Source organism: Pseudomonas sp. R3-52-08 (genome assembly GCF_003851745.1).
Lineage (GTDB): Bacteria > Pseudomonadota > Gammaproteobacteria > Pseudomonadales > Pseudomonadaceae > Aquipseudomonas.
The window spans coordinates 4,299,643-4,319,768 of sequence record NZ_CP027730.1 but is presented as its reverse complement, the minus strand read 5'-3'; the positions used below and the strand labels follow the sequence as shown (position 1 = coordinate 4,319,768).

The window sequence follows — 20,126 nt, the reverse complement described above, 5'->3', positions numbered from 1 at the left end:
GCTCACCTCTTGCTCTTGATGGCAGTGCCGAGCACTTGCAGGTAGGAAACCAGCGCGTCCATTTCGGTCTTGCCCTTGAGGCTGGCGACCGCGCCACGAATGTCGTCGTCGGTGTACGGCACGCCCAGGGTGCGCATGACGTTCAGTTTGGTCTCGGTGTGACTGCTGTCGACCTGAGCCGTCACCAGCCACGGATAGGCCGGCATTTTCGACTCGGGCACCACGTTGCGCGGGTTGTACAGGTGCGCGCGGTGCCAGTCGTCCGAGTAGCGTGCGCCCACGCGGGCCAGGTCCGGCCCGGTGCGCTTGGAGCCCCACAAGAACGGGTGGTCCCACACGCTTTCGCCGGCCACCGAGTAATGGCCGTAGCGTTCGGTCTCGGCGCGGAACGGGCGGATCATCTGCGAGTGGCACTGCACGCAGCCTTCACGGATGTAGATGTCGCGGCCCTCCAGCTGCAGCGCGGTGTAGGGTTTCATGCCTTCGACCGGCTTGTTGGTCACGTCCTGGAAGAACAACGGGACGATCTGGGTCAGGCCGCCGATGCTCACGGCGAGCACCATCAGCAGCATCAGCAGGCCGACGTTTTTTTCAATGACTTCGTGTTTCATCACAACCTCCTCAGGCCAGTTGCGCGACAGGCACGGCGTCGGCGGGCTGCACCGCGCGCACGGTGCGCCATGTGTTGTAAGCCATCAGGAACATGCCGCTGAGGAACACCGCACCGCCCACCAGCCGCACGATGTAGCCCGGGTGGCTGGCCACCAGGGTTTCGACGAAGGAGTAGGTCAGGGTGCCGTCCTCATTGATCGCACGCCACATCAGGCCCTGGGCGATGCCGTTGACCCACATCGACGCGATGTAGAGCACGGTGCCGATAGTGGCCAGCCAGAAGTGCGCGTTGATCAGGCCGAGGCTGTACATCTGCTCACGCCCGAAGACCTTGGGGATCATGTGGTACAGCGCGCCGATGGAAATCATCGCCACCCAACCGAGTGCGCCGGCGTGTACGTGGCCGATGGTCCAGTCGGTGTAGTGGGAGAGGGCGTTGACGGTCTTGATCGCCATCATCGGGCCCTCGAAGGTGGACATGCCGTAGAACGCCAGGGACACCACGAGGAACCGCAGGATCGGGTCGCTGCGCAACTTATGCCAGGCGCCCGAGAGCGTCATCATGCCGTTGATCATGCCGCCCCAGCTCGGTGCCAGCAGCACCAGCGACATCACCATGCCCAGCGACTGTGCCCAATCCGGCAACGCGGTGTAGTGCAGGTGGTGGGGGCCGGCCCAGATATACAGGGTGATCAGCGCCCAGAAGTGCACGATGGACAAACGATACGAATACACCGGGCGTTCGGCCTGCTTGGGCACGAAGTAGTACATCATCCCAAGGAAGCCGGCGGTGAGGAAAAAGCCTACGGCGTTATGCCCGTACCACCACTGCACCATCGCATCCGTCGCACCGCCGTACAGCGAGTAGGACTTGGTCAGGCTGACCGGGATTTCCAGGTTGTTGACGATATGCAGGATCGCCACGGTGATGATGAATGCGCCGAAAAACCAGTTACCCACATAGATGTGCTTGGTGTTGCGCTTCATGATCGTGCCGAAGAACACGATGGCGTAGGCCACCCAGACGATGGTGATCAGGATGTCGATCGGCCATTCCAGCTCGGCGTATTCCTTGGAACTGGTGTAGCCCAGCGGCAGGCTGATCGCGGCCAACAGGATGACGAGCTGCCAGCCCCAGAAGCAGAACGCGGCGATTTTCGGTGCGAACAGCTGTGTCTGGCAGGTGCGCTGCACCGAATAGAAGGAGCTGGCGAACAGTGCGCAGCCACCGAAGGCAAAGATCACGGCGTTGGTGTGCAGCGGGCGCAGGCGACCGAAGCTGGTCCAGGGCAAATCGAAGTTGAGCGCAGGCCAAACCAATTGGGCCGCGAGAAAAACCCCGAGGCCCATGCCGACGATGCCCCACACCACCGTCATAATGGCGAATTGGCGGACCACCTTGTAGTTATAGGCGGTACTTAAAGTAGTGTTCATGGTTCCCCATCCACGGTTCAACCCAAGCCGGAGCGGCACTTGGGCTGGAGTTATAGGCAGACTAAAAAGCGAGGCAAGCATGGGCAAAGAGCACAAGGCCAGTATTGACGGGGATCAATGGGCGCAGTGTGTGCGTGAACGCGGCTGGTTATGGGATGTCGCAGCGCAGGCGGTTTCAGGCGAGCCCGTCACATTGATCCTGGCCCACGGCGCTGGCGCGCCGATGGACTCGGCGTTCATGAACGACATGGCTGCGCGCCTTGCCGGGCATGGCGTTAACGTCGTGCGCTTCGAGTTTCCCTACATGGCCCAGCGCCGGTTGGAGGGGGGCAAGCGCCCACCGAACCCGGCGCCGAAACTGCTGGAGGCGTGGCGGGAGGTGTATGCCCTGGTGCGGCGTAATGTCGCGGGCAAGATGGCGATTGGCGGCAAATCCATGGGCGGGCGGATGGCCAGTTTATTGGCCGACGAACTGGACGCCGCTGGGTTGGTGTGCCTGGGCTATCCGTTCTATGCGGTGGGCAAGCCGGAAAAACCTCGGGTAGAGCACCTGGCCGGACTGAAGACGCCGACGCTGATTGTGCAGGGCGAGCGTGATGCGCTGGGTAATCGGCCGGCGGTGGAGGGGTATGAGCTGTCGCCGAGCATCGAGGTGATGTGGCTGGTGGCGGGGGATCATGATTTGAAGCCGTTGAAAGCTTCGGGGTTTAGTCATGAGCAGCATCTGGAGGCCGCTGCAGTGAAGGTGGCTGGGTTTCTTGGTGCCGGTTAGGGCCTAATCGGGGGCAAGCCCCCTCCCACATTTTGACCACATTCCAAATTTGGAACTCGGTCGAATGTGGGAGGGGGCTTGCCCCCGATAGCGGTCTATCGGTTAAAACGCTCTACCAGCGAGTACTGGGTATTGGCCGTATGCGTCAGCTCTTCACTCAGTTGCGCCGAGTTCATCGCCTGCTCCGAGGTCTGGTCCGCCAGCAACGCAATGGTGCTGATGTTACGGCTGATCTCTTCGGCAACCGCGCTTTGCTCTTCAGTCGCGGCGGCGATCTGCGTGGTCATGTCGGTGATATTCGCTACCGCCTCACTGATACCGACCAGCGCCTGATCCGCTTCCATCACCCGTGCCACACCCTCTTCGGCCTGGCGATGCCCGGCGTCCATGGTTTGCACGGCGGCGGCGGCCGTCTGCTGCAGTTTGGCGATCAGCGTGTGGATCTGCCCGGTCGATTCGGCGGTGCGTTGCGCCAACTGGCGCACTTCATCCGCCACCACCGCAAACCCACGGCCCATCTCACCGGCGCGCGCCGCTTCGATGGCGGCGTTCAAGGCCAGCAGGTTGGTCTGGTCGGCAATGCCTTTGATCACATCCACCACGCCGCCGATTTCATCGCTGTCCTTGGCCAGTTGCGTGACGGTGATACCGGTTTCGCCCACCGCCACCGACAGGCGCTGAATCGCCTCACGGGTTTCCCCGGCGATATCGCGGCCGCGGCCGGTCAGGCGATTGGCTTCCTGGGTGGCATCTGCCGTGCGCTGCACGTGGCTGGCGACTTCCTGGGTGGTCGCTGCCATCTGATTGACCGCAGTGGCTACCTGTTCCGTCTCTACGCGCTGGCGCTCCAGGCCGCTGGAGCTGTTGTGCGCCAAGGTGTTGGACTGCGCGGCCTGGTCGTTGAGGTGTTCGGCGGTGTCCTGCAGGCGGGTGAGGCAGGTCTTCAGACGCGCTTCCTGGCTGAGGATCGACATCTCCAGTCGCGCCTGGGCGCCGCGGCTGTCGGTGTACATCTGCGCGATCAACGGGTCGGAGGTGGTCTGCTCGGCCAGGCGCAGCAAACGCTTGAGGCCGCGCTGTTGCCAGCTCAGGCCCAACAGGCCCAACGGCACCGACAGCGCTGCCGCCAAGGCAAAACCCCATTGGGACGTGAGGGTGGCACCGATCATGAAGCTCAATTGGCTGACCAGGATAAACGGCAGCCAGTCCTGCAGCACCGGCAGCCACTTGTCCCGCTGGGGAACGGCCGACTTGCCCTGGTTGATGCGTTGATAGAGCGCTTCGGCCCGGCGGATCTGCTCGGCGGTGGGCTTGATGCGCACCGATTCGTAGCCGATCACCTGGTTGCCGTCGAAGACCGGTGTCACATAGGCGTTAACCCAGTAGTGGTCACCGGTCTTGCAGCGATTCTTGACAATGCCCATCCATGGCAAGCCTTGTTTGAGCGTCGACCACATGTGCGCGAACACCGCCGCCGGAACGTCCGGGTGACGCACCAGATTGTGCGGGGCGCGGGTCAGTTCGTCGCGGGTGAACCCACTGATTTCGACAAAGGCGTCGTTGCAGTAGGTGATCACACCCTTGGCGTCTGTGGTGGAGATCAACCGTTGCTGAGCGGGGAAGGTACGTTCGCGCTGGGTAACGGGTTGGTTATTACGCATGATTGTTCAATCCGCAAGGCTTTCAGGGGTTATCGGCCATGCCGGGCATTTATTTAACTTATTTTTTGCAACAATCCGGACGAGCGGGTTACAGCTCAGCTGGCCAGCATCGGATAAGTGAACAGCCCGAAGTGAAGCAGATTCAAGCCAAAGTGCGTGGCAATGGCCGCGCCCAACCCGCCGAAGCGATACGCCAGGCCGTAACCGACGCCGGCAATACTCGCCAGCAGCACCCACTGCCAACCTGCGCCCAGGTGTACCAGCCCGAATAACAAAGAGGCCAGCAACAGCGCGAGGTTCTCGCCGTAGGGCAGGTGTTTGAAACGCTGGCTCAGACCGCCCTGGATATAGCCACGAAACAGCGCTTCTTCCACCAGCGTCACCAGCAGTAGGTTGTTCAACACCCACAGCCACGCCGAGTCCGGCCATTTCGGTGCCCAACTGATCATCCCCAGCAGCGCTGCGCCACCCAAGGCTGCGATTGCCGTCAGGGTCACGGCCAGGGCGGTAACGCACATCGACAGGCGCAATGAGCGCCGCGTCACGATCCATGGGCAGGCCAGCAGCAGCCAGAAGCCGATCAGCGGTTTGTCCTGGTTCAGGTACATCGAGAACGGCACGGCATCGGCGGTGAACCGCTGAGGCGCGATGCCTCGGCCATTGTAGAAACCCGGTAGCCAGTGCATCGCCAGGCCCAACGCCAGCACGATGAACAGACCATGGCCGAGGTAGCGTGCCCAGGGGTTGCGTTGCTGGCGCACGGCATATCCTGCGATCAGCAAAAGCGCCACGGAGACCGCCGCCAACACGCCCAATTGCCCGTAGATCAAGGCCACGACATAGCCGATGGAAAGCAGCGCGAGGTACAGCCAGGGCAGGGCAGCCATTGTGAAGTCCTTCGAAAAAAAACGGGCGGCATTATAGCGAGCGGTCCGGTTCAAGGGCATGAAAACTCCTCCACGCAAAAGGCTGTGAGGGAAAGGATTGCCAAATAAGTTTGCCGCTGGTTATAGTCGACGCGTCTTTATCCCTTCAAAAAGATCAGCACATGCCAGCTTCCCAGCGCATAGCAGTAGTCGATTCAGCGGTCAACGCTGTGGTCGTGCCGTGCGGCGCCAAGCAGCCTGCGCAGATCAGTCACTACCCCCCACTTGTCAGTAGCGCGCCGGTGTACGCAGTCGTATCACCGCCGGGTGTTGGCATTTCGGGCTGATCAGCTGTTCGCTGTAGCCCTGTGCCTACCTGAAAAAACCTACTGAAATTCGGTATTTACCGAGTCGGCTTTTTTGCCTGATCACAGGTGGTAACTCATGTCTGTTCTTTCGAAACAATCCGTGGCCGCGGCGGCCTCGACGAGCCTGTTTGTCCTGTTGTGGAGCAGCGGGGCGATTTTCTCCAAGCTGGGCCTGGCTCATGCTTCACCCTTTGCCTTTTTGCTGATCCGGTTTGCCATCGCCCTGGTCGGGCTAGTGGTGCTGGTGCCGATCCTCAAGTTGCAGCTGCCACGTCCTGGCAAACCCATGCGGTATGCCGCAACGACGGGTCTGGTGTTATTGGGGGCGTACCAGATTTTTTATCTGCTGGCCCTGGATCTCAAAGTCACCCCTGGGGTGATGGCCACCATCATGGGCGTACAGCCGATCCTCACCGTGGTGCTGATGGAGCGCCAGCGCTCCTGGCGGCGATTGTTCGGCCTGGGATTGGGCTTGGCCGGGTTGATCATGGTGGTTTACCAAGGCATCGGACTGGCCGGCATGTCCCTGACTGGGATGCTGTTCGGGCTTCTGGCGCTGGCAAGCATGACGTTTGGCTCGATCATGCAAAAGCGCATCACCGACAATCCTTTGGGCACGTTGCCGCTGCAATACCTGTCTGGGCTGTTGTTGTGCGCGGTGTTCGTGCCGTTCCAGCCATTCCATTTCGAGCACAATGCGGGCTTTTACCTACCGGTGCTGTGGATGGGGCTGGTGGTGTCAGTGCTGGCAACGCTGTTGCTGTATCGCCTGATCGCCCGGGGCAATCTGGTGAACGTCACCAGCCTGTTTTATCTGGTGCCAGCGGTGACGGCGGTGATGGATTACCTGATCTTCGGTAATCAGCTGGCATTGTTGAGCCTGTTGGGGATGGGGCTAATCATTGTCGGCCTGGTCTTCGTATTCCGTAAAGACTGATGCTCGCGCTGTAGGATCGAGCGTATTCGCTCCTACAGTTTCTGCGGCCGCAACACCAACCACAACGCCCCGGCAATCAATACTCCGCCATACAGATGGGCCATGGACAATGGCTCATCCAGCAGCAGCGCGCCCCACAGTACGCCGAACGGCGGGATCATGAAGGTCACGGTCATTGACTTGACCGGGCCGATGGAGGACAGCAGGCGAAAGTACAGAATGTAGGCAAAGGCCGTACACACCAGGCCCAACCCCAGCAACGACATCCACACCTGCCACCCACCCCAGCTCGCCGGCGGCTGGCGGATGGCGCTGTAAGCGAACAACGGCAGCAGAAACAACGTGGCGCCGAGCATGCTGCCCAGGGCCGACAGGCGGCTGTCGAGCCCACCGCGCTGATCCAGCCAGCGCCGGGCGAGAAATCCGGCAAAGCCATAGCACGTGGTGGCCAGCAAACATGCCAGTGCCCCCGTCAACAATTGCAGGTCAAACGCCACCGGCCCCGCACGGGTCAGCACGCCCACGCCGAACAGGCCCAGACACACGCCGGCGATTTTCGACGGCGTCAGGCGTTCACTGAAAAACATGCCACCAATCAGCACGCCCATCAGGGGCGTGGTGGCGTTGAAAATGGCCGAGTAACCCGCCGGCAACACCTGTGCCGCTACCGAATACAGGGTCGCCGGAATCCCGGAGTTGATCACGCCCAACAGCAGGATGGTCTTGAACTTGCCCTGGAAGTCCCAGTTCACACCCATCATCGCCAGAATCACCAGCAAGCCGGCGGCAGCGATTGATACGCGGAAAAACGCAGTCGGCACGCTGCCGATTTCCGGCGCGATGATGCGCATAAACAGGAAGCTCGCGCCCCAGATGGCGGCCAGCCCCAGCAAGTACAGAGTGTCGACAGGTTTCACGGAAAACTCCTACACGATCAGGCCGGGGAGTGTTGCCCAGCGTTCCGGTCGACACAATCGCTAAGTACGGCGGCCGATGAAAAATCCTCCTTCTCCTGCCGGGGTTCACTGGCTAAGCTCAGGGCTTCCCGATACCCGTTCGAGGTTTTCCGCATGCCGCAGTCCGCCCTTGCTATCGCCCGGATGATCCTCGACGGTTTCGACGACTATCGTGAGCACTTTCGCCAGATCACCGATGGCGCTCGCGAGCGTTTCGAAAAGGCCCAATGGCAGCAAGGGCAAGCCGCTTCGGCGGCGCGCATCAGCCTGTATGAAGAGAAAGTGGGTGAGGTCACGGCGCGTCTGCGGGCTGCTTTCGAGGCGGGCGTGTTGCAGGACATCGACCTGTGGCCCCAGGTGAAAAGCGCCTACATCGGCCTGATCGACCTGCGCTTTGACGATGAGCTGTCCGAAACTTGGTACAACTCGGTGTTTTGCAGCCTGTTCAGCCATGACCTGATCAGCGACGGCTGCATGTTTATCCACACCACGCGCCCCACCCAGCGTCTGGCGCGGGCGGCGCAGACCCGCATCTACACGCCTGCAGGCAACATGGCGCAGATGCTTGCGCAGATTTTTGCGGACTACAGCTTCAGTGAACCCTACGCCGACTTGCCTGCCGACCTGCAACGCCTGGAAGCCCAACTGCGCGAAAACCTGCCGGACTGGGTGTGCAAAGACCCGGACTTGAACGTCGAGCTGTTTTCCTCGGTGCTCTACCGCAATAAAGGCGCCTACCTGGTGGGGCGTATCTACACCCGCGACGAACAATGGCCGTTGGTGATCCCATTGCTGCACCGCGAAGGGCGGGGCATTCAGATCGATGCGTTGATCACCGACGAAGCTGAGGTGTCGATCATCTTTTCCTTTACGCGCTCCTATTTCATGGTCGACGTGCCCGTGCCTGCCGAGTTCATCGACTTTCTCAAGCGCATCCTGCCCGGCAAGCACATCGCCGAGCTGTACACGTCCATTGGCTTCTATAAACACGGCAAGTCGGAGTTCTACCGCGCACTGATCAATCACCTGGCCACCACCGATGACCAGTTCATCATGGCGCCGGGCGTGCGTGGCATGGTCATGAGCGTGTTTACCCTGCCGGGCTTCAACACCGTGTTCAAGATCATCAAGGACCGTTTCTCACCGTCGAAAAACGTCAACCGCGCCACGGTGATCGAGAAGTACCGCCTGGTCAAAAGTGTCGACCGCGTGGGGCGCATGGCCGATACCCAGGAGTTCGCCGACTTTCGCTTCCCCTTGAGCAAGTTCGAGCCCGACTGCCTTGCCGAGTTGTTGGAAGTGGCCGCCGACACTGTCGAAGTGGAAGGTGACACCGTGCTGATCCGGCACTGCTGGACCGAACGGCGCATGACCCCGCTCAACCTCTACCTGGAAAACGCCAACCCCGCCCAGGTACGTGAAGCCCTGGAAGACTACGGGCTGGCGATCAAGCAATTGGCGGCGGCGAATATCTTTCCCGGTGACATGCTGCTCAAGAACTTCGGCGTTACCCGTCACGGCCGGGTGGTGTTTTATGACTACGATGAAATCTGCTTTCTCACCGAGGCCCACTTCCGCCACATTCCCCCGCCGCGTACCCCAGAGGATGAAATGGCCTCCGAACCGTGGTACTCCATTGGTCCGCTGGATGTGTTTCCTGAGGAATTCCCGCCTTTTCTGTTCGCCGACGCCGGCCAGCGCAAGCTGTTCGATGAGCTGCATGGTGAGCTGTATAACGCGGACTATTGGAAAGGGCTGCAGGAGGCCATTCGCGCGGGGAAGGTGATTGACGTGTTTCCGTATCGGCGCAAGGACCCGCGTGATGAAGAGGGGCTGGCGAGTTGAAGAGTTAAGCGTGGCCCAGTGGCCGACTGCGATGTGCAATCAGCCACTGGGCGCCTGTTTTTGAAACGCGTGGTCGAGCTCTTTTGGCCGGGCTGGGTTGAAGCTGGTGTACGGTTGTTTAAATCGCTATGCGTTACGGTTGCGTAGCGGTCAAGCGATGAAGGGCCAGCGTGTTTGTCAGATCGGTGTAGATAGTGCGCAAATCGGTGTTCAGTTCAGCGACCAGCGCTCGCTGTTTATTGCGATCTTTAAGTTGACTGATCGCCGCGTGTTTGACTTGCATGTTGTTTGGGGAATCAATCACTGCCTTGAACTGCGCACGTTCCTCGGCAATGCCAGCTTGTTCCGTACGGGGCACTGCGTTCAGTTGTACAAAGGCCTTTTCGATGACGGCCAATTCCAGTTTGATTCGGCGGTTGTTTGGCGGGGTCAGCAGCAGCGCAGGGTTCATGCCCTCGATCGAGCTGCCATCAAGGTTGCCGTTGCGCCAGGCGTCGCGCAAATTCACCAAGACGTCCCGTGCGGCATCGACCGCCTGGGCCGAGAGTTTCTCCCCCAGGCCGTTGCGCTGCACGGTCTCGACTGTGCGTTCCAGTCGGTGGAGTGTCAGTTCCACCGGTGCCAGTTGCTTGTGCCGCTCCAGACTCTGCTCCAGGCGTTTACGCTCCGGGACCAGGCCAAGGGAGGACTTGAATTGGCTGCTGCCTTTCAAACGGCCCGTTGCCCATGCATTGCGAGACTCGGTCATGGCGTTGCGTTGTCTGAGAAAGATGTCTTCCTCGGCGTGAGACAGAGGCTGCGGCTCTTGCCTGATGTGGTTGTCCAGCAGGGCAATCTCTTTCTCCAGAGCGTTGATATGTTTGACCGCCTGTTCCAGAGTGTGCCCACTCAGCTGGTTGCTCAGGCGTGCAGGCGGCAGCACGGCAACCGTTATCGGGTCCAGCTCGCAGGACGGTGGCGCAATGGCGGCGGCCCACGCTGCGCGTCGACCCAGCAGGGCATCGCGGCGCTCCACGCGAGCGGTCAGTTGCTCGTAGCGTTGCTGGAGGGCGTGCAGGCTTGTTTTGTCATCCGGTTGCACGGCGAAGTGTTTGTGGCTTTCCTGGTCTAAGGCTGCAAGCGCTTCATCAATCCTTGAACTGTGCATCCAGGCCTGAAGCTGATGGCCTTTTTCCTGCGCGGCACGGTCGGGCATTCGACTGATAGGGCCAAACAATGCGTGTTCAAGGTGCCGGCATTTATCGAGCATGTGCCGCTGGCCTTGCCCTATCAGGCTTTCAACCACCGCTTCATGGATGGCGTGGGTTTGCTGGAACAGCCTGCCCAAGGTGGCGCCGGGTTGGTAGGCGGGCAATGGTTTTGATCCGAACATAATGGTTTCTCCGGTACGGTGGGCATGAGGTTTTTCCTTGGCGAGCCGCGTGGGGTGGGTGTGCGGGTGGGGTCGCGTGCCGCAGTAAATCGCGCCGGATCCTCACCAGGCCAGATGCGCGTTCTGATAGCCCTGCGTGAAAAGTCGAATGAGAGAGTAGGTGGCACGACCCCGTCGAGCTAAAAATAGCCGGCTCACGCGTATGAAGCGGCCGTGTTGCCGTGATGAAAGGGCTTGGCTCGTTTACAAGGACAGAAATCTGCGACAATTGCCGTCTACGATCATGTCACCGCAGGCTTACCTGCCTCATTAAAAGACCTTTGCGTACCTGATGACCGACCAAGCGCCCACCATCGACCAACTGCTTAAAACCCTCGATCACGCCATGCTTGCCGACCGCAACCGCTTGCGGCGCCAGTTGCTTGAGCTGCGCAAGAAGCCCGATGAGCAGAAGCTGGCGCAGTGGGTATCGCGTATGCAGGCGTCCTGCGCCCAGGTCACGGCGCGGCGGGACAGCCTGCCGGTAATTCGTTACGACGACAGCCTGCCGATTGCCGCCAAGCGCGATGAAATCAAGGCCGCGCTGAACAAGCACCAGGTGCTGATCATCGCCGGCGAGACCGGTTCGGGTAAAACTACCCAGTTGCCGAAGATTTGCCTGGAGATCGGCCGCGGCCAGTTCGGCCTGATCGGCCACACCCAGCCGCGCCGGATTGCTGCGCGCAGCGTTGCCAGCCGGGTTGCCGAAGAGCTGGCCACGCCGCTCGGCGCGTTGGTCGGCTATCAGGTGCGCTTCGAGGACCAGAGCGACTCCAATACGCTGATCAAACTGATGACCGACGGTATTCTACTGGCGGAAACCCAGAACGACCGCTACCTGGAGCGCTACGACACGATCATCGTCGACGAAGCCCATGAGCGCAGCCTGAACATCGACTTCCTGCTGGGTTACCTCAAGACCCTGCTGCCGCGTCGCCCGGACCTGAAAGTCATCATCACCTCCGCGACCATCGACCTGGAGCGTTTCTCCAAGCATTTCGACGATGCGCCCATCGTGGAGGTATCAGGCCGTACCTTCCCGGTGGACACCTGGTACCGCCCGCTGACCCTGGAGCAGGACGAGGAGGGCAATCGCGTCGAAGATGACTTGACCGTCGACCAGGCGATCCTCGCCACCCTCGACGAAATCGCCGCCTACGAGCGCAGCGAACGCCGCAGCCCCGGTGATGTGCTGGTGTTCCTGCCCGGCGAACGCGAAATTCGCGACGCCGCCGAGATGCTGCGCAAGGCGCAGCTCAAGCACACTGAAATCCTGCCGCTGTATGCGCGCCTGTCACCCGCCGAGCAACAGCGCATTTTCCAATCACACCCAGGCCGGCGCGTGGTACTGGCGACCAACGTCGCGGAAACCTCGCTGACCGTGCCGGGCATTCGTTATGTGATCGACAGCGGCACCGCACGCATCAGCCGCTACAGCTACCGCGCCAAGGTGCAACGCCTGCCGATCGAGGCGATTTCCCAGGCCAGCGCCAACCAGCGCAAAGGCCGTTGCGGCCGGGTCGAGCCTGGCATCTGCATTCGCTTGTACAGCGAAGAGGACTTTATCGGGCGCCCGGAATTTACCGACCCTGAGATCCTGCGCACCAACCTCGCCGCCGTGATCCTGCAGATGCTGCACCTGCGCCTGGGTGAAATCACCGACTTCCCGTTTATCGAACCGCCGGATGGCAAGGCCATCAGCGACGGTTTCAACCTGCTGCAAGAGCTGTCGGCGGTGGACCGTAACAGCCAGCTCACACCATTGGGCCGCCAACTGGCGCGCCTGCCCGTGGACCCGCGCATGGGCCGCATGCTGCTCGAAGCGGCCAAGCTGGGCAGCTTGCAGGAAGTGCTGATCGTGGCCAGCGCCATGTCGATCCAGGACCCGCGCGAGCGCCCGCCGGAACGCCAACAGGCCGCCGATCAGGCCCATGCGCAGTGGAAAGACCCGGATTCGGACTTCGCCGGTCTGGTCAACCTGTGGCGCGGCTTTGAAGAACAGCGCCAGGCACTGACCGCCAGCCCGCTGCGTAATTGGTGTCGCAAAAACTTCCTTAACTACCTGCGCTTGCGCGAGTGGCGCGATTCCCATCGCCAGTTGAGCCTGATCTGTCGCGACATGCAGCTGACGATCAACAAGGAACCCGCCGATTTCCCGAAATTGCACAAGGCGGTGCTGTCCGGCTTGCTCAGCCAGATCGGCCAGAAGACCGAGGACGGCGACTACCTCGGTGCCCGGCAGCGGCGTTTCTGGATTCATCCTTCCTCGGGCATTGGCAAGAAGCGCCCGCAATGGCTGATGACCGCTGAATTGGTGGAAACCACCAAGCTGTATGCGCGCATGGTGGCCAAGATCGACGCCGACTGGATCGAGCCACTGGCCGGTCACCTGATCAAGAAAAACCACTTCGAACCCCATTGGGAGAAAAAGCGCGGCCAGGTGGTGGCGTTTGAACAGATCACGCTGTTCGGGCTGATCGTGGTTGGACGCCGGCCGGTGCATTACGGGCCGATCGACCCGGTGGTGTCCCGCGAGCTGTTCATTCGCGAAGGCCTGGTGCGTGGAGAGATCCAGTCCCGAGCCAAGTGCCTCACGGCCAACCAGCAACTGCTGGAGCAGCTCGACGAACTGGAAGCCAAGGCGCGCCGTCGCGACATCCTGGCCGACGAAGAAACCCTCTACGCCTTCTACGATGCGCGTTTGCCGGCAGAGATCCACCAGACCGCCACCTTCGACAGCTGGTACAAGGTCAACAGCCAGAAAGACCCGCAACTGCTGATCATGCGCGAAGAAGACGTGCTGGCCCGCGAAGCCAGTGAAGTCACCGCCGCGCATTACCCGGACACCTTGCACCTGGGCGACCTGGCGCTGGCCTTGAGTTACCACTTCGAACCCAACCACCCGCGCGATGGCGTAACCCTGCGCGTGCCGGCGCCGCTGTTGCCGGCGTTGCCCGCCGAGCGCCTGGAATGGCTGGTGCCGGGAGTCATCGAAGCCAAGTGCATCGCCCTGGTGCGTAACCTGCCCAAGGCGCTGCGCAAAAACTTCGTGCCGGTGCCGGATTTCGTCAAGGCGGCGCTGCAGCGCATCGAGTTTGGCCAGGGTTCGCTGCCCCAGGCATTGGGTCGCGAACTGTTGCGCATGACCGGTGCGCGGGTCAGCGATGAAGCCTGGGCGGAGGCCGCGCAGCAGGTGGAAAACCATTTGAAGATGAACCTGGAAGTGGTCGATGGCGAGGGCAAATTCCTCGGCGAAGGCCGTGACCTGGCACAGCTGACCGCGCGTTTCGCCCAAGCCAGCCAGGCCGCCCTGGCGGTGCCGCAAACCGCGAAAAGCCAGCAGCCGGTGCACGCCAAGGTGTTTGCACCGGTGGCCGAAAAAACCCAGCAAAACATCGCCGGCCTGTCGATGACGGTGTACCCCGCGCTGGTGGAAGAAAACGGCACGGTCAAGGAAGGGCGTTTCTCCACGGCCGCCGAGGCCGAGTTCCAGCATCGGCGTGCCTTGCAGCGCCTGTTGATGCAGCAACTGGCGGAACCGGCGAAATTCCTGCGCGGCAAATTGCCGGGCCTGACCGAGTTGGGCCTGCTGTACCGCGAACTGGGGCGTGTCGAGGCGCTGGTGGAAGATATCCTGCTGGCCAGCCTCGATACCTGCGTATTGGAAGGCGAAGCCGCGTTGCCGCGCGATGGCGCTGGGCTGGCCGCGTTGGCCGAGCGCAAACGTGGCGGTTGGACCGAACAGGCTGAGCGTCTGGCGCGTCTGACCCTGGAAGTACTGAAACTCTGGCACGGCCTGCAAAAACGCTTCAAAGGCAAGATCGACCTCGCCCAGGCGGTGGCCTTGAACGATATCAAGCAGCAGCTGAGCAACCTGGTGTACCCAGGGTTTGTGCGCGAGACCCCGGCCCACTGGTTCAAGGAGCTGCCGCGTTTCCTCAAGGCCATCGAGCTGCGCCTGGAAAAACTGCCGAGCCAGGTGCAGAAGGACCGTGTGTGGAGCGCCGAGTTGAGTGGCCTATGGGCGCAGTACCAGAATCGCCTGAATAAACACGCCCAGGAAGGCAAGCGTGATCCGCAGTTGGAGCTCTATCGCTGGTGGCTGGAAGAATACCGGGTGTCGTTGTTTGCCCAACAACTGGGGACCAAGGTGCCGATTTCCGATAAGCGCTTGAGCAAACAATGGAGCCAGGTCGAGCCCTGAAGCATTCCCGGTTTCCTGAACTGAACAGGGTCAAATGCGGGAGGGGGCTTGCCCGCGATGGCTGTGTATCAGTTGCAGAGTCTGGCTCTGACACACCGCAATCGGGGGCAAGCCCCCTCCCACAATGAGATGTTTGTCTGGCATATGGCGCCAAATCACCGGCGTTGTGGCAAACTTCGCGGTTACAAGATGAATAAAGCGTTGCCAGTTCGATGCCTGCTGGACGGAATCGAACGACTCACAGTTTGGTACGACGGTACCAATATCTTCTGCCTGACAGATTTAGAGGAACGACCGTGCATAACGTCGTCATCAGCGGCACTGGCCTGTACACCCCGGCCAACAGCATCTCCAACGAAGAGCTGGTGCAGTCTTTCAATGCCTATGTGCAGCAGTTCAACCGCGAAAACGCCGCTGCCATCGAGCGCGGTGACGTGCAGGCGCTGACTGAGTCCAGTGCGGCGTTCATCGAAAAAGCCTCGGGCATCAAGAGCCGTTTCGTGATGGACAAGGACGGCATCCTCGACCCTCAGCGCATGGCCCCACGCCTGCCCGAGCGCAGTAACGACGAATGGTCGGTGCTCTGCCAGATGGCCGTCGGCGCCGCCGAACAGGCCCTGCAGCGCGCAGGCAAGACCGCCGCTGATATCGACGGCGTGATCGTCGCCTGTTCCAACCTGCAGCGCGCCTACCCGGCCATCGCCATTGAGGTGCAGGAAGCCTTGGGTATCCAGGGCTTCGGTTTCGATATGAACGTGGCGTGTTCGTCGGCCACGTTTGGTATCCAGAATGCCGCCAACAGCATCCAGCTGGGCCAGGCCCGGGCGATCCTGATGGTCAATCCGGAAGTCTGCACCGGCCACCTGAATTTCCGTGATCGTGACAGCCACTTCATCTTTGGTGATGCCGCCACGGCGGTAATCCTCGAGCGGGCTGACCTGGCGACGTCCGAGCATCAGTTCGATGTGGTGAGCACCAAGCTGCTGACCCAGTTCTCCAACAACATCCGCAATAACTTTGGCTTTCTCAACCGCACGGCGGAAGAGGGCATCGGCGCGCCGGACAAATTGTTCGTGCAGGAAGGCCGCAAGGTGTTCCGCGATGTGTGCCCGATGGTGGCCGAGCTGATCGCTACGCACCTGGCGGAAAACCAGCTGGGCGTCAACGATGTGAAGCGCTTCTGGCTGCACCAGGCCAACCTGAGCATGAACCACCTGATCGTGAAAAAACTGCTCGGCCGCGAGGCCTCGGTGGAAGAAGCACCGGTGATCCTCGATACCTACGCCAATACCAGCTCGGCGGGTTCGGTGATTGCGTTTCACACCTATCAGGACGACTTGCCCAAGGGCTCCGTGGCGGTGCTCAGCTCGTTCGGTGCGGGCTATTCCATCGGCAGTGTGATCCTGCGCAAACGCTGATGTGCGCGTTTACATCGAGGTGTTGAATGGCCGCAGCGGACGACGCGCACCTGCTTGAACGCTTGCTCAAGGGCGAACAGCGGGCCTACAAGGAACTGGTCACCACTTACCAGAGTGCGATGCGGGCGGTGGCCTATGCCATCGTCGGGCAGCGGCATGCTGACGAGGTGGTGCAGGATGCCTGGTTGTCGGTGGTCCGCAACCTCGCCCGGTTCGAAGGGCGTTCCAGCCTGAAGACCTGGCTGCTGACCATCACGGCGAACGCCGCCAAGGGCCGCTACAAGCAAAATCGTCGCGAGGTGCTACTCGACGACCTGCCTTCCCCCCACGGCACCATCGGTGATGACCGCTTCACCCCGGACGATGGCCACTGGGCTGTCGCCCCTTATGCCTGGCACCAGGACACGCCGGAAGCCTTGCTGACCGAGGAGGAATTGCGTAAATGCCTGGAGCATACGATTCTGAGCTTGTCCGAGTTGCAGGGCAGCGTGCTGGTGCTGCGCGAGCGCCAGGGCCTGGAGCTGGAAGAAATCTGTAATCTTCTGACGCTCTCACTCTCCAATGTGCGCGTGCTGTTGCATCGAGCACGGCTTAAAGTCTTCGCAACCGTGGAGCATTTTGAGGAAACGGGCGAATGTTGACGTGTAAAGAACAAGTGGCACGTTCCAGTGACTACCTCGATGGGCAATTGACCTTTCGTGAGCGTCTGCTGGTGCGTCATCACTTGATGTTCTGCCCGAACTGCCGGCGTTTCATTCGCCAGATGCGCCTGATGCAGGCGACGTTGCGGATCATGCCGCAGGAGCCAGTGAAAGATGCGGACGCACTGGCCGAACGGCTCGCCGCCGAACGACGTAAAGACGTGTAGGCGCGAGCACGCTCGCGCCTACAGGGTGAAGTTAGAACTTGGCTTCAGCATCCAGTTGCAGCGTGTTGGTGTTGGCGTCACGCTGGGTACGGCTGGCGTAGTCAGCCTTAGTCAGGAAGTACGTGGCGCCCAGGGCGAAGTTCTTGTCGATGTCGTAGCTGACCTTCATCTTGTGACCGCGCGAACCGGTGGTGCCGTTGGCGAAGTCCGAATCGGTGAAGGCGCCCACGACCGCGTCGCGTTGCGTATCGCGGTAGTTATAGTCGAGGTTGAAACCGAACACCTTGGACTTGGCACCCACCAACCAGGCGGTGTCCTGATCGGTCACAGCATCGTTGTTTTTCACGTATTGGCCGTAGAAGGCCAACGGCACTGCCAGGCCGCCGATGTCCGCCTGGGCAAAACCTTCATACAGGCGGAATTCATTATTGGCCGAGTTGCCGTTGACCGCCAGTGCGCAAGGCGTGGTGGTGGTCGTGCAGCGGCTGTCCTTGTCGTTCTGGTAAGCGTAGACGCTGCCGCCCAGGGTCATTTTCAGGTTGTCGGTGAGTGAGAAGCGCGTGCCCAACTGGCCGGAGGTCAGGCGCAGGTCGTGGCGAAATTGCACGCCGTCGCCGTCGACGTTGTCCTTGAGGTTGTAGTTACCCAGGCTGCCGAACAGTTCGGCACTGGCGCCCAATGGATATTTGTAAGTGACTGCCAGGCCTTCGGGGTTGATGTCGCTGTCCCAGATCACATCGCCCATGCTCACCCACGGTTGCAGCATCTTGCCGCCGATCACGTGCAGGTTCTTGATCTGGTCCGGGTGGTAGTCGATGTAGCCGAGGTCCAGCCAGATCGATTTTTTATCGAAGTAACCATCCTGGTCCTGGTTGGTGGAGCGCGCATCGTCACCGCCGCCCGTGGCGATACGGATACCGGTGTCCACTTGCGGGTTGATTTCGGTGTAGGCGCCGAGGCGGGCCCGGATACGTTGACGGTCCTTGTCACGCCCACCGTTGTTGGGCTCGCCATCGATCTTGATGGTTTCCTGGCGAAAGCGCACATCGCCCTTGAACTGAGTCTTGGCGGCCCAGGCCAGCTTCTGGTCGAAGCTGCTCAGCTCGTTGGTTTTTTTCGCGGTGGCGGCGATCTGTTCGTTGGTTTCTTGTTGAGCTTGCCGGGCGATCTGCTGTTCTTTCTGGTCTTTGGCCAACTCGTTTTGCAATTCGGTGTACTGCGAAGCGGTGATCTGGCCGTTGGCCTTGAGCATGTCGAGCAACTTAGCGTCGACTGCAGCGCTGGCCGGAACGCTGAGGGCCAGCATCAGGCCGCCACACAGGGCCGCCGCAGTTTTAGTGGAAGCAAGACGCATATCAATCTCCGAAAGTGAGGAGGGATACAACCCCTCCAGGACACAACCGACCGATGACGGACGGAAAAAAATGCCACCCGGCAACCCGGGTGCTCTGAAAACAGGCGTCAGTATCGCGGCGGTTTATGACGGAGTAGTGGCTAAGTGATTTCATCTGCATGACAACTTGTTTGCCGATGGAACTATCGGTTTAGAGCTGTGTCCGGCCATTTTTGGTGATGTGCATAGGGCTGTGATAGGCGATACTCGCCAGGCTTTCACGTCAGAAACAGAGAGGATGCCGATGCCGTTGCAACGCCTGCACAGCCTGTCCGAAATCACCCCGCAGGCCTGGGATGCCCTGGTGCCGCAGGCCCAGCCGTTCGTGCGGCATGCCTTCCTGAGCGCGCTGGAAGACAGTGCCAGCCTGGGGCCCCAGTCGGGCTGGCAGCCGGAGCATTTGCTGCATTGGGAAGGTGATCGGCTGGTGGCCGCATTACCCGGCTATCGCAAGTGGCATTCCTACGGCGAGTACGTGTTCGATCACGGTTGGGCTGACGCCTGCGCGCGCGCCGGCATCGACTACTACCCCAAGCTGTTGACGGCTGTGCCGTTCAGTCCGGTCAGCGGCCCGCGGCTGTTGGCCGCCAATGTCGAAGACGGCTTCGAGCTGTTGAACAGCCTGCCCGGTTACCTGGAAATCGAAGGGCTCTCCGGCGCCCATATCAACTTCACCGACACGTTGGCCGACGACGCACTGGCCCGGCAACCCGGCTGGCTGCAGCGCCTGGGCTGCCAATTCCACTGGCAGAACCGTGGCTACCGCGACTTCCAGGACTTTCTCGACGCCCTGAGTTCACGCAAGCGCAAACAGATGCGCAAAGAACGCGAGCAGGTGGCGGGGCAGGGCATTGAGTTCGAGTGGCTGCAGGGGCACGAGCTGAGCGAAGCCCAGTGGGATTTCGTCTACGCCTGCTACGCCAACACCTACGCGGTACGTCGCCAGTCGCCCTACCTGCCCCGGGCGTTTTTCAGCCTGCTGGCCGAGCGCATGCCCGAGGCGATCCGCGTAGTACTGGCCAAACAGGGCTCACGCCCGGTAGCCATGGCGTTCAGCCTGATCGGTGGCGGCAGTTTCTACGGCCGCTACTGGGGCTGCCTGGCCGAATTCGACCGGTTGCATTTCGAAACCTGTTTCTACCAGGGCATGGACTACGCCATCGCCCACGACCTGCAACGCTTCGACGCGGGCGCCCAGGGTGAACACAAATTGATTCGCGGCTTTGAACCGGTGATCACCCGTTCGTGGCATTACCTGCGCCATCCGGGGTTGAAAAACGCCGTGGAGGATTTCCTCGAACGCGAGCGGGTGGGGGTTCTGGCGTATGCCGAAGAGGCGCGGGAGGCCCTGCCTTATCGGCAGGGCTGACTGCTCCTTGCC

General features: G+C 61.0%; 15 protein-coding genes. 8 read left to right on the top strand and 7 right to left on the bottom strand.

The window, feature by feature from the left end; genetic code table 11:
• Nucleotides 1-2: 2 nt before the first annotated feature.
• A complete protein-coding gene (gene ccoO, locus C4J91_RS19835) occupies nt 3-611 on the bottom strand; it encodes a cytochrome-c oxidase, cbb3-type subunit II (RefSeq protein ID WP_124363881.1) in 609 nt (202 codons plus the stop codon).
• Nucleotides 612-621: 10 nt separating this feature from the next.
• Nucleotides 622-2,046 carry a cytochrome-c oxidase, cbb3-type subunit I gene (ccoN, locus tag C4J91_RS19830; RefSeq protein WP_124363880.1) on the bottom strand — a complete coding sequence of 475 codons (1,425 nt, stop codon included), beginning with the start codon at nt 2,044-2,046 and terminating at the stop codon, nt 622-624.
• A gap of 79 nt (nt 2,047-2,125) precedes the next feature.
• On the opposite strand from ccoN, the gene C4J91_RS19825 reads away from it, so the two are divergent.
• The gene (locus C4J91_RS19825) at nt 2,126-2,818 is read left to right on the top strand and encodes an alpha/beta family hydrolase (RefSeq protein ID WP_124363879.1); all 693 of its coding nucleotides are present in this window, start codon (nt 2,126-2,128) and stop codon (nt 2,816-2,818) included.
• A gap of 95 nt (nt 2,819-2,913) precedes the next feature.
• Here the strand turns inward: C4J91_RS19825 and C4J91_RS19820 are convergent, their stop codons facing one another.
• Nucleotides 2,914-4,479 (bottom strand): PAS domain-containing methyl-accepting chemotaxis protein, encoded by a 1,566-nt coding sequence (locus C4J91_RS19820; RefSeq protein WP_124363878.1) that lies wholly within the window; start codon nt 4,477-4,479, stop codon nt 2,914-2,916.
• A gap of 95 nt (nt 4,480-4,574) precedes the next feature.
• Nucleotides 4,575-5,366: a CPBP family intramembrane glutamic endopeptidase gene (locus C4J91_RS19815; protein ID WP_124363877.1), complete on the bottom strand. Its 792-nt coding sequence runs from the start codon at nt 5,364-5,366 to the stop codon at nt 4,575-4,577.
• A gap of 423 nt (nt 5,367-5,789) precedes the next feature.
• Between C4J91_RS19815 and C4J91_RS19810 the strand changes: the two genes are divergently transcribed.
• Entirely contained in the window at nt 5,790-6,650 is an 861-nt protein-coding gene (locus C4J91_RS19810) for a DMT family transporter (RefSeq protein WP_124363876.1), read from the top strand.
• Nucleotides 6,651-6,682: 32 nt separating this feature from the next.
• Here the strand turns inward: C4J91_RS19810 and C4J91_RS19805 are convergent, their stop codons facing one another.
• On the bottom strand, nt 6,683-7,567 hold the full coding sequence (locus tag C4J91_RS19805; protein ID WP_124363875.1) for a DMT family transporter: 885 nt from the start codon (nt 7,565-7,567) through the stop codon (nt 6,683-6,685).
• Between the two features lie 153 nt (nt 7,568-7,720).
• Here C4J91_RS19805 and aceK point away from each other — a divergent pair, with 153 nt between their 5' ends.
• Nucleotides 7,721-9,451, top strand: a complete 1,731-nt coding sequence (gene aceK, locus C4J91_RS19800; protein ID WP_124363874.1) for a bifunctional isocitrate dehydrogenase kinase/phosphatase — start codon at nt 7,721-7,723, stop codon at nt 9,449-9,451.
• A gap of 133 nt (nt 9,452-9,584) precedes the next feature.
• On the opposite strand, the gene C4J91_RS19795 is transcribed toward aceK, so the two are convergent.
• Complete coding sequence (locus C4J91_RS19795; RefSeq protein WP_124363873.1) at nt 9,585-10,823, bottom strand: hypothetical protein; 1,239 nt, start codon at nt 10,821-10,823, stop codon at nt 9,585-9,587.
• Between the two features lie 331 nt (nt 10,824-11,154).
• Here C4J91_RS19795 and hrpA point away from each other — a divergent pair, with 331 nt between their 5' ends.
• From hrpA to C4J91_RS19775, 4 genes are all read left to right on the top strand, one after another.
• Nucleotides 11,155-15,066, top strand: coding sequence for an ATP-dependent RNA helicase HrpA (gene hrpA, locus C4J91_RS19790; protein ID WP_124363872.1), 3,912 nt, complete (start codon nt 11,155-11,157; stop codon nt 15,064-15,066).
• Nucleotides 15,067-15,362: 296 nt separating this feature from the next.
• Nucleotides 15,363-16,484 (top strand): beta-ketoacyl-ACP synthase III, encoded by a 1,122-nt coding sequence (locus C4J91_RS19785; RefSeq protein WP_124363871.1) that lies wholly within the window; start codon nt 15,363-15,365, stop codon nt 16,482-16,484.
• 26 nt (nt 16,485-16,510) lie between these two features.
• Entirely contained in the window at nt 16,511-17,125 is a 615-nt protein-coding gene (locus C4J91_RS19780) for an RNA polymerase sigma factor (RefSeq protein WP_124363870.1), read from the top strand.
• Nucleotides 17,119-17,352 (top strand): anti-sigma factor, encoded by a 234-nt coding sequence (locus tag C4J91_RS19775; protein ID WP_124363869.1) that lies wholly within the window; start codon nt 17,119-17,121, stop codon nt 17,350-17,352. The genes C4J91_RS19780 and C4J91_RS19775 overlap by 7 nt, the downstream gene beginning before the upstream one ends.
• Nucleotides 17,353-17,383: 31 nt before the next feature.
• On the opposite strand, the gene C4J91_RS19770 is transcribed toward C4J91_RS19775, so the two are convergent.
• Nucleotides 17,384-18,706 (bottom strand): putative porin, encoded by a 1,323-nt coding sequence (locus tag C4J91_RS19770; protein ID WP_124363868.1) that lies wholly within the window; start codon nt 18,704-18,706, stop codon nt 17,384-17,386.
• Nucleotides 18,707-18,989: 283 nt separating this feature from the next.
• Between C4J91_RS19770 and C4J91_RS19765 the strand changes: the two genes are divergently transcribed.
• Nucleotides 18,990-20,114 (top strand): GNAT family N-acetyltransferase, encoded by a 1,125-nt coding sequence (locus C4J91_RS19765; RefSeq protein ID WP_124363867.1) that lies wholly within the window; start codon nt 18,990-18,992, stop codon nt 20,112-20,114.
• Nucleotides 20,115-20,126: the final 12 nt, after the last annotated feature.

What these genes read in the sequence shown, in the direction of transcription:
- ccoN (WP_124363880.1), bottom strand. Translation starts at nt 2,046, where the DNA reads ATGAACACTACTTTAAGTACCGCCTATAACTACAAGGTGGTCCGCCAA.
- C4J91_RS19795 (WP_124363873.1), bottom strand. Translation starts at nt 10,823, where the DNA reads ATGTTCGGATCAAAACCATTGCCCGCCTACCAACCCGGCGCCACCTTG.
- C4J91_RS19825 (WP_124363879.1), top strand. Translation starts at nt 2,126, where the DNA reads ATGGGCAAAGAGCACAAGGCCAGTATTGACGGGGATCAATGGGCGCAG.
- C4J91_RS19820 (WP_124363878.1), bottom strand. Translation starts at nt 4,479, where the DNA reads ATGCGTAATAACCAACCCGTTACCCAGCGCGAACGTACCTTCCCCGCT.
- C4J91_RS19765 (WP_124363867.1), top strand. Translation starts at nt 18,990, where the DNA reads ATGCCGTTGCAACGCCTGCACAGCCTGTCCGAAATCACCCCGCAGGCC.
- C4J91_RS19775 (WP_124363869.1), top strand. Translation starts at nt 17,119, where the DNA reads ATGTTGACGTGTAAAGAACAAGTGGCACGTTCCAGTGACTACCTCGAT.
- C4J91_RS19815 (WP_124363877.1), bottom strand. Translation starts at nt 5,366, where the DNA reads ATGGCTGCCCTGCCCTGGCTGTACCTCGCGCTGCTTTCCATCGGCTAT.
- C4J91_RS19810 (WP_124363876.1), top strand. Translation starts at nt 5,790, where the DNA reads ATGTCTGTTCTTTCGAAACAATCCGTGGCCGCGGCGGCCTCGACGAGC.
- aceK (WP_124363874.1), top strand. Translation starts at nt 7,721, where the DNA reads ATGCCGCAGTCCGCCCTTGCTATCGCCCGGATGATCCTCGACGGTTTC.
- C4J91_RS19780 (WP_124363870.1), top strand. Translation starts at nt 16,511, where the DNA reads ATGGCCGCAGCGGACGACGCGCACCTGCTTGAACGCTTGCTCAAGGGC.
- C4J91_RS19770 (WP_124363868.1), bottom strand. Translation starts at nt 18,706, where the DNA reads ATGCGTCTTGCTTCCACTAAAACTGCGGCGGCCCTGTGTGGCGGCCTG.
- hrpA (WP_124363872.1), top strand. Translation starts at nt 11,155, where the DNA reads ATGACCGACCAAGCGCCCACCATCGACCAACTGCTTAAAACCCTCGAT.
- ccoO (WP_124363881.1), bottom strand. Translation starts at nt 611, where the DNA reads ATGAAACACGAAGTCATTGAAAAAAACGTCGGCCTGCTGATGCTGCTG.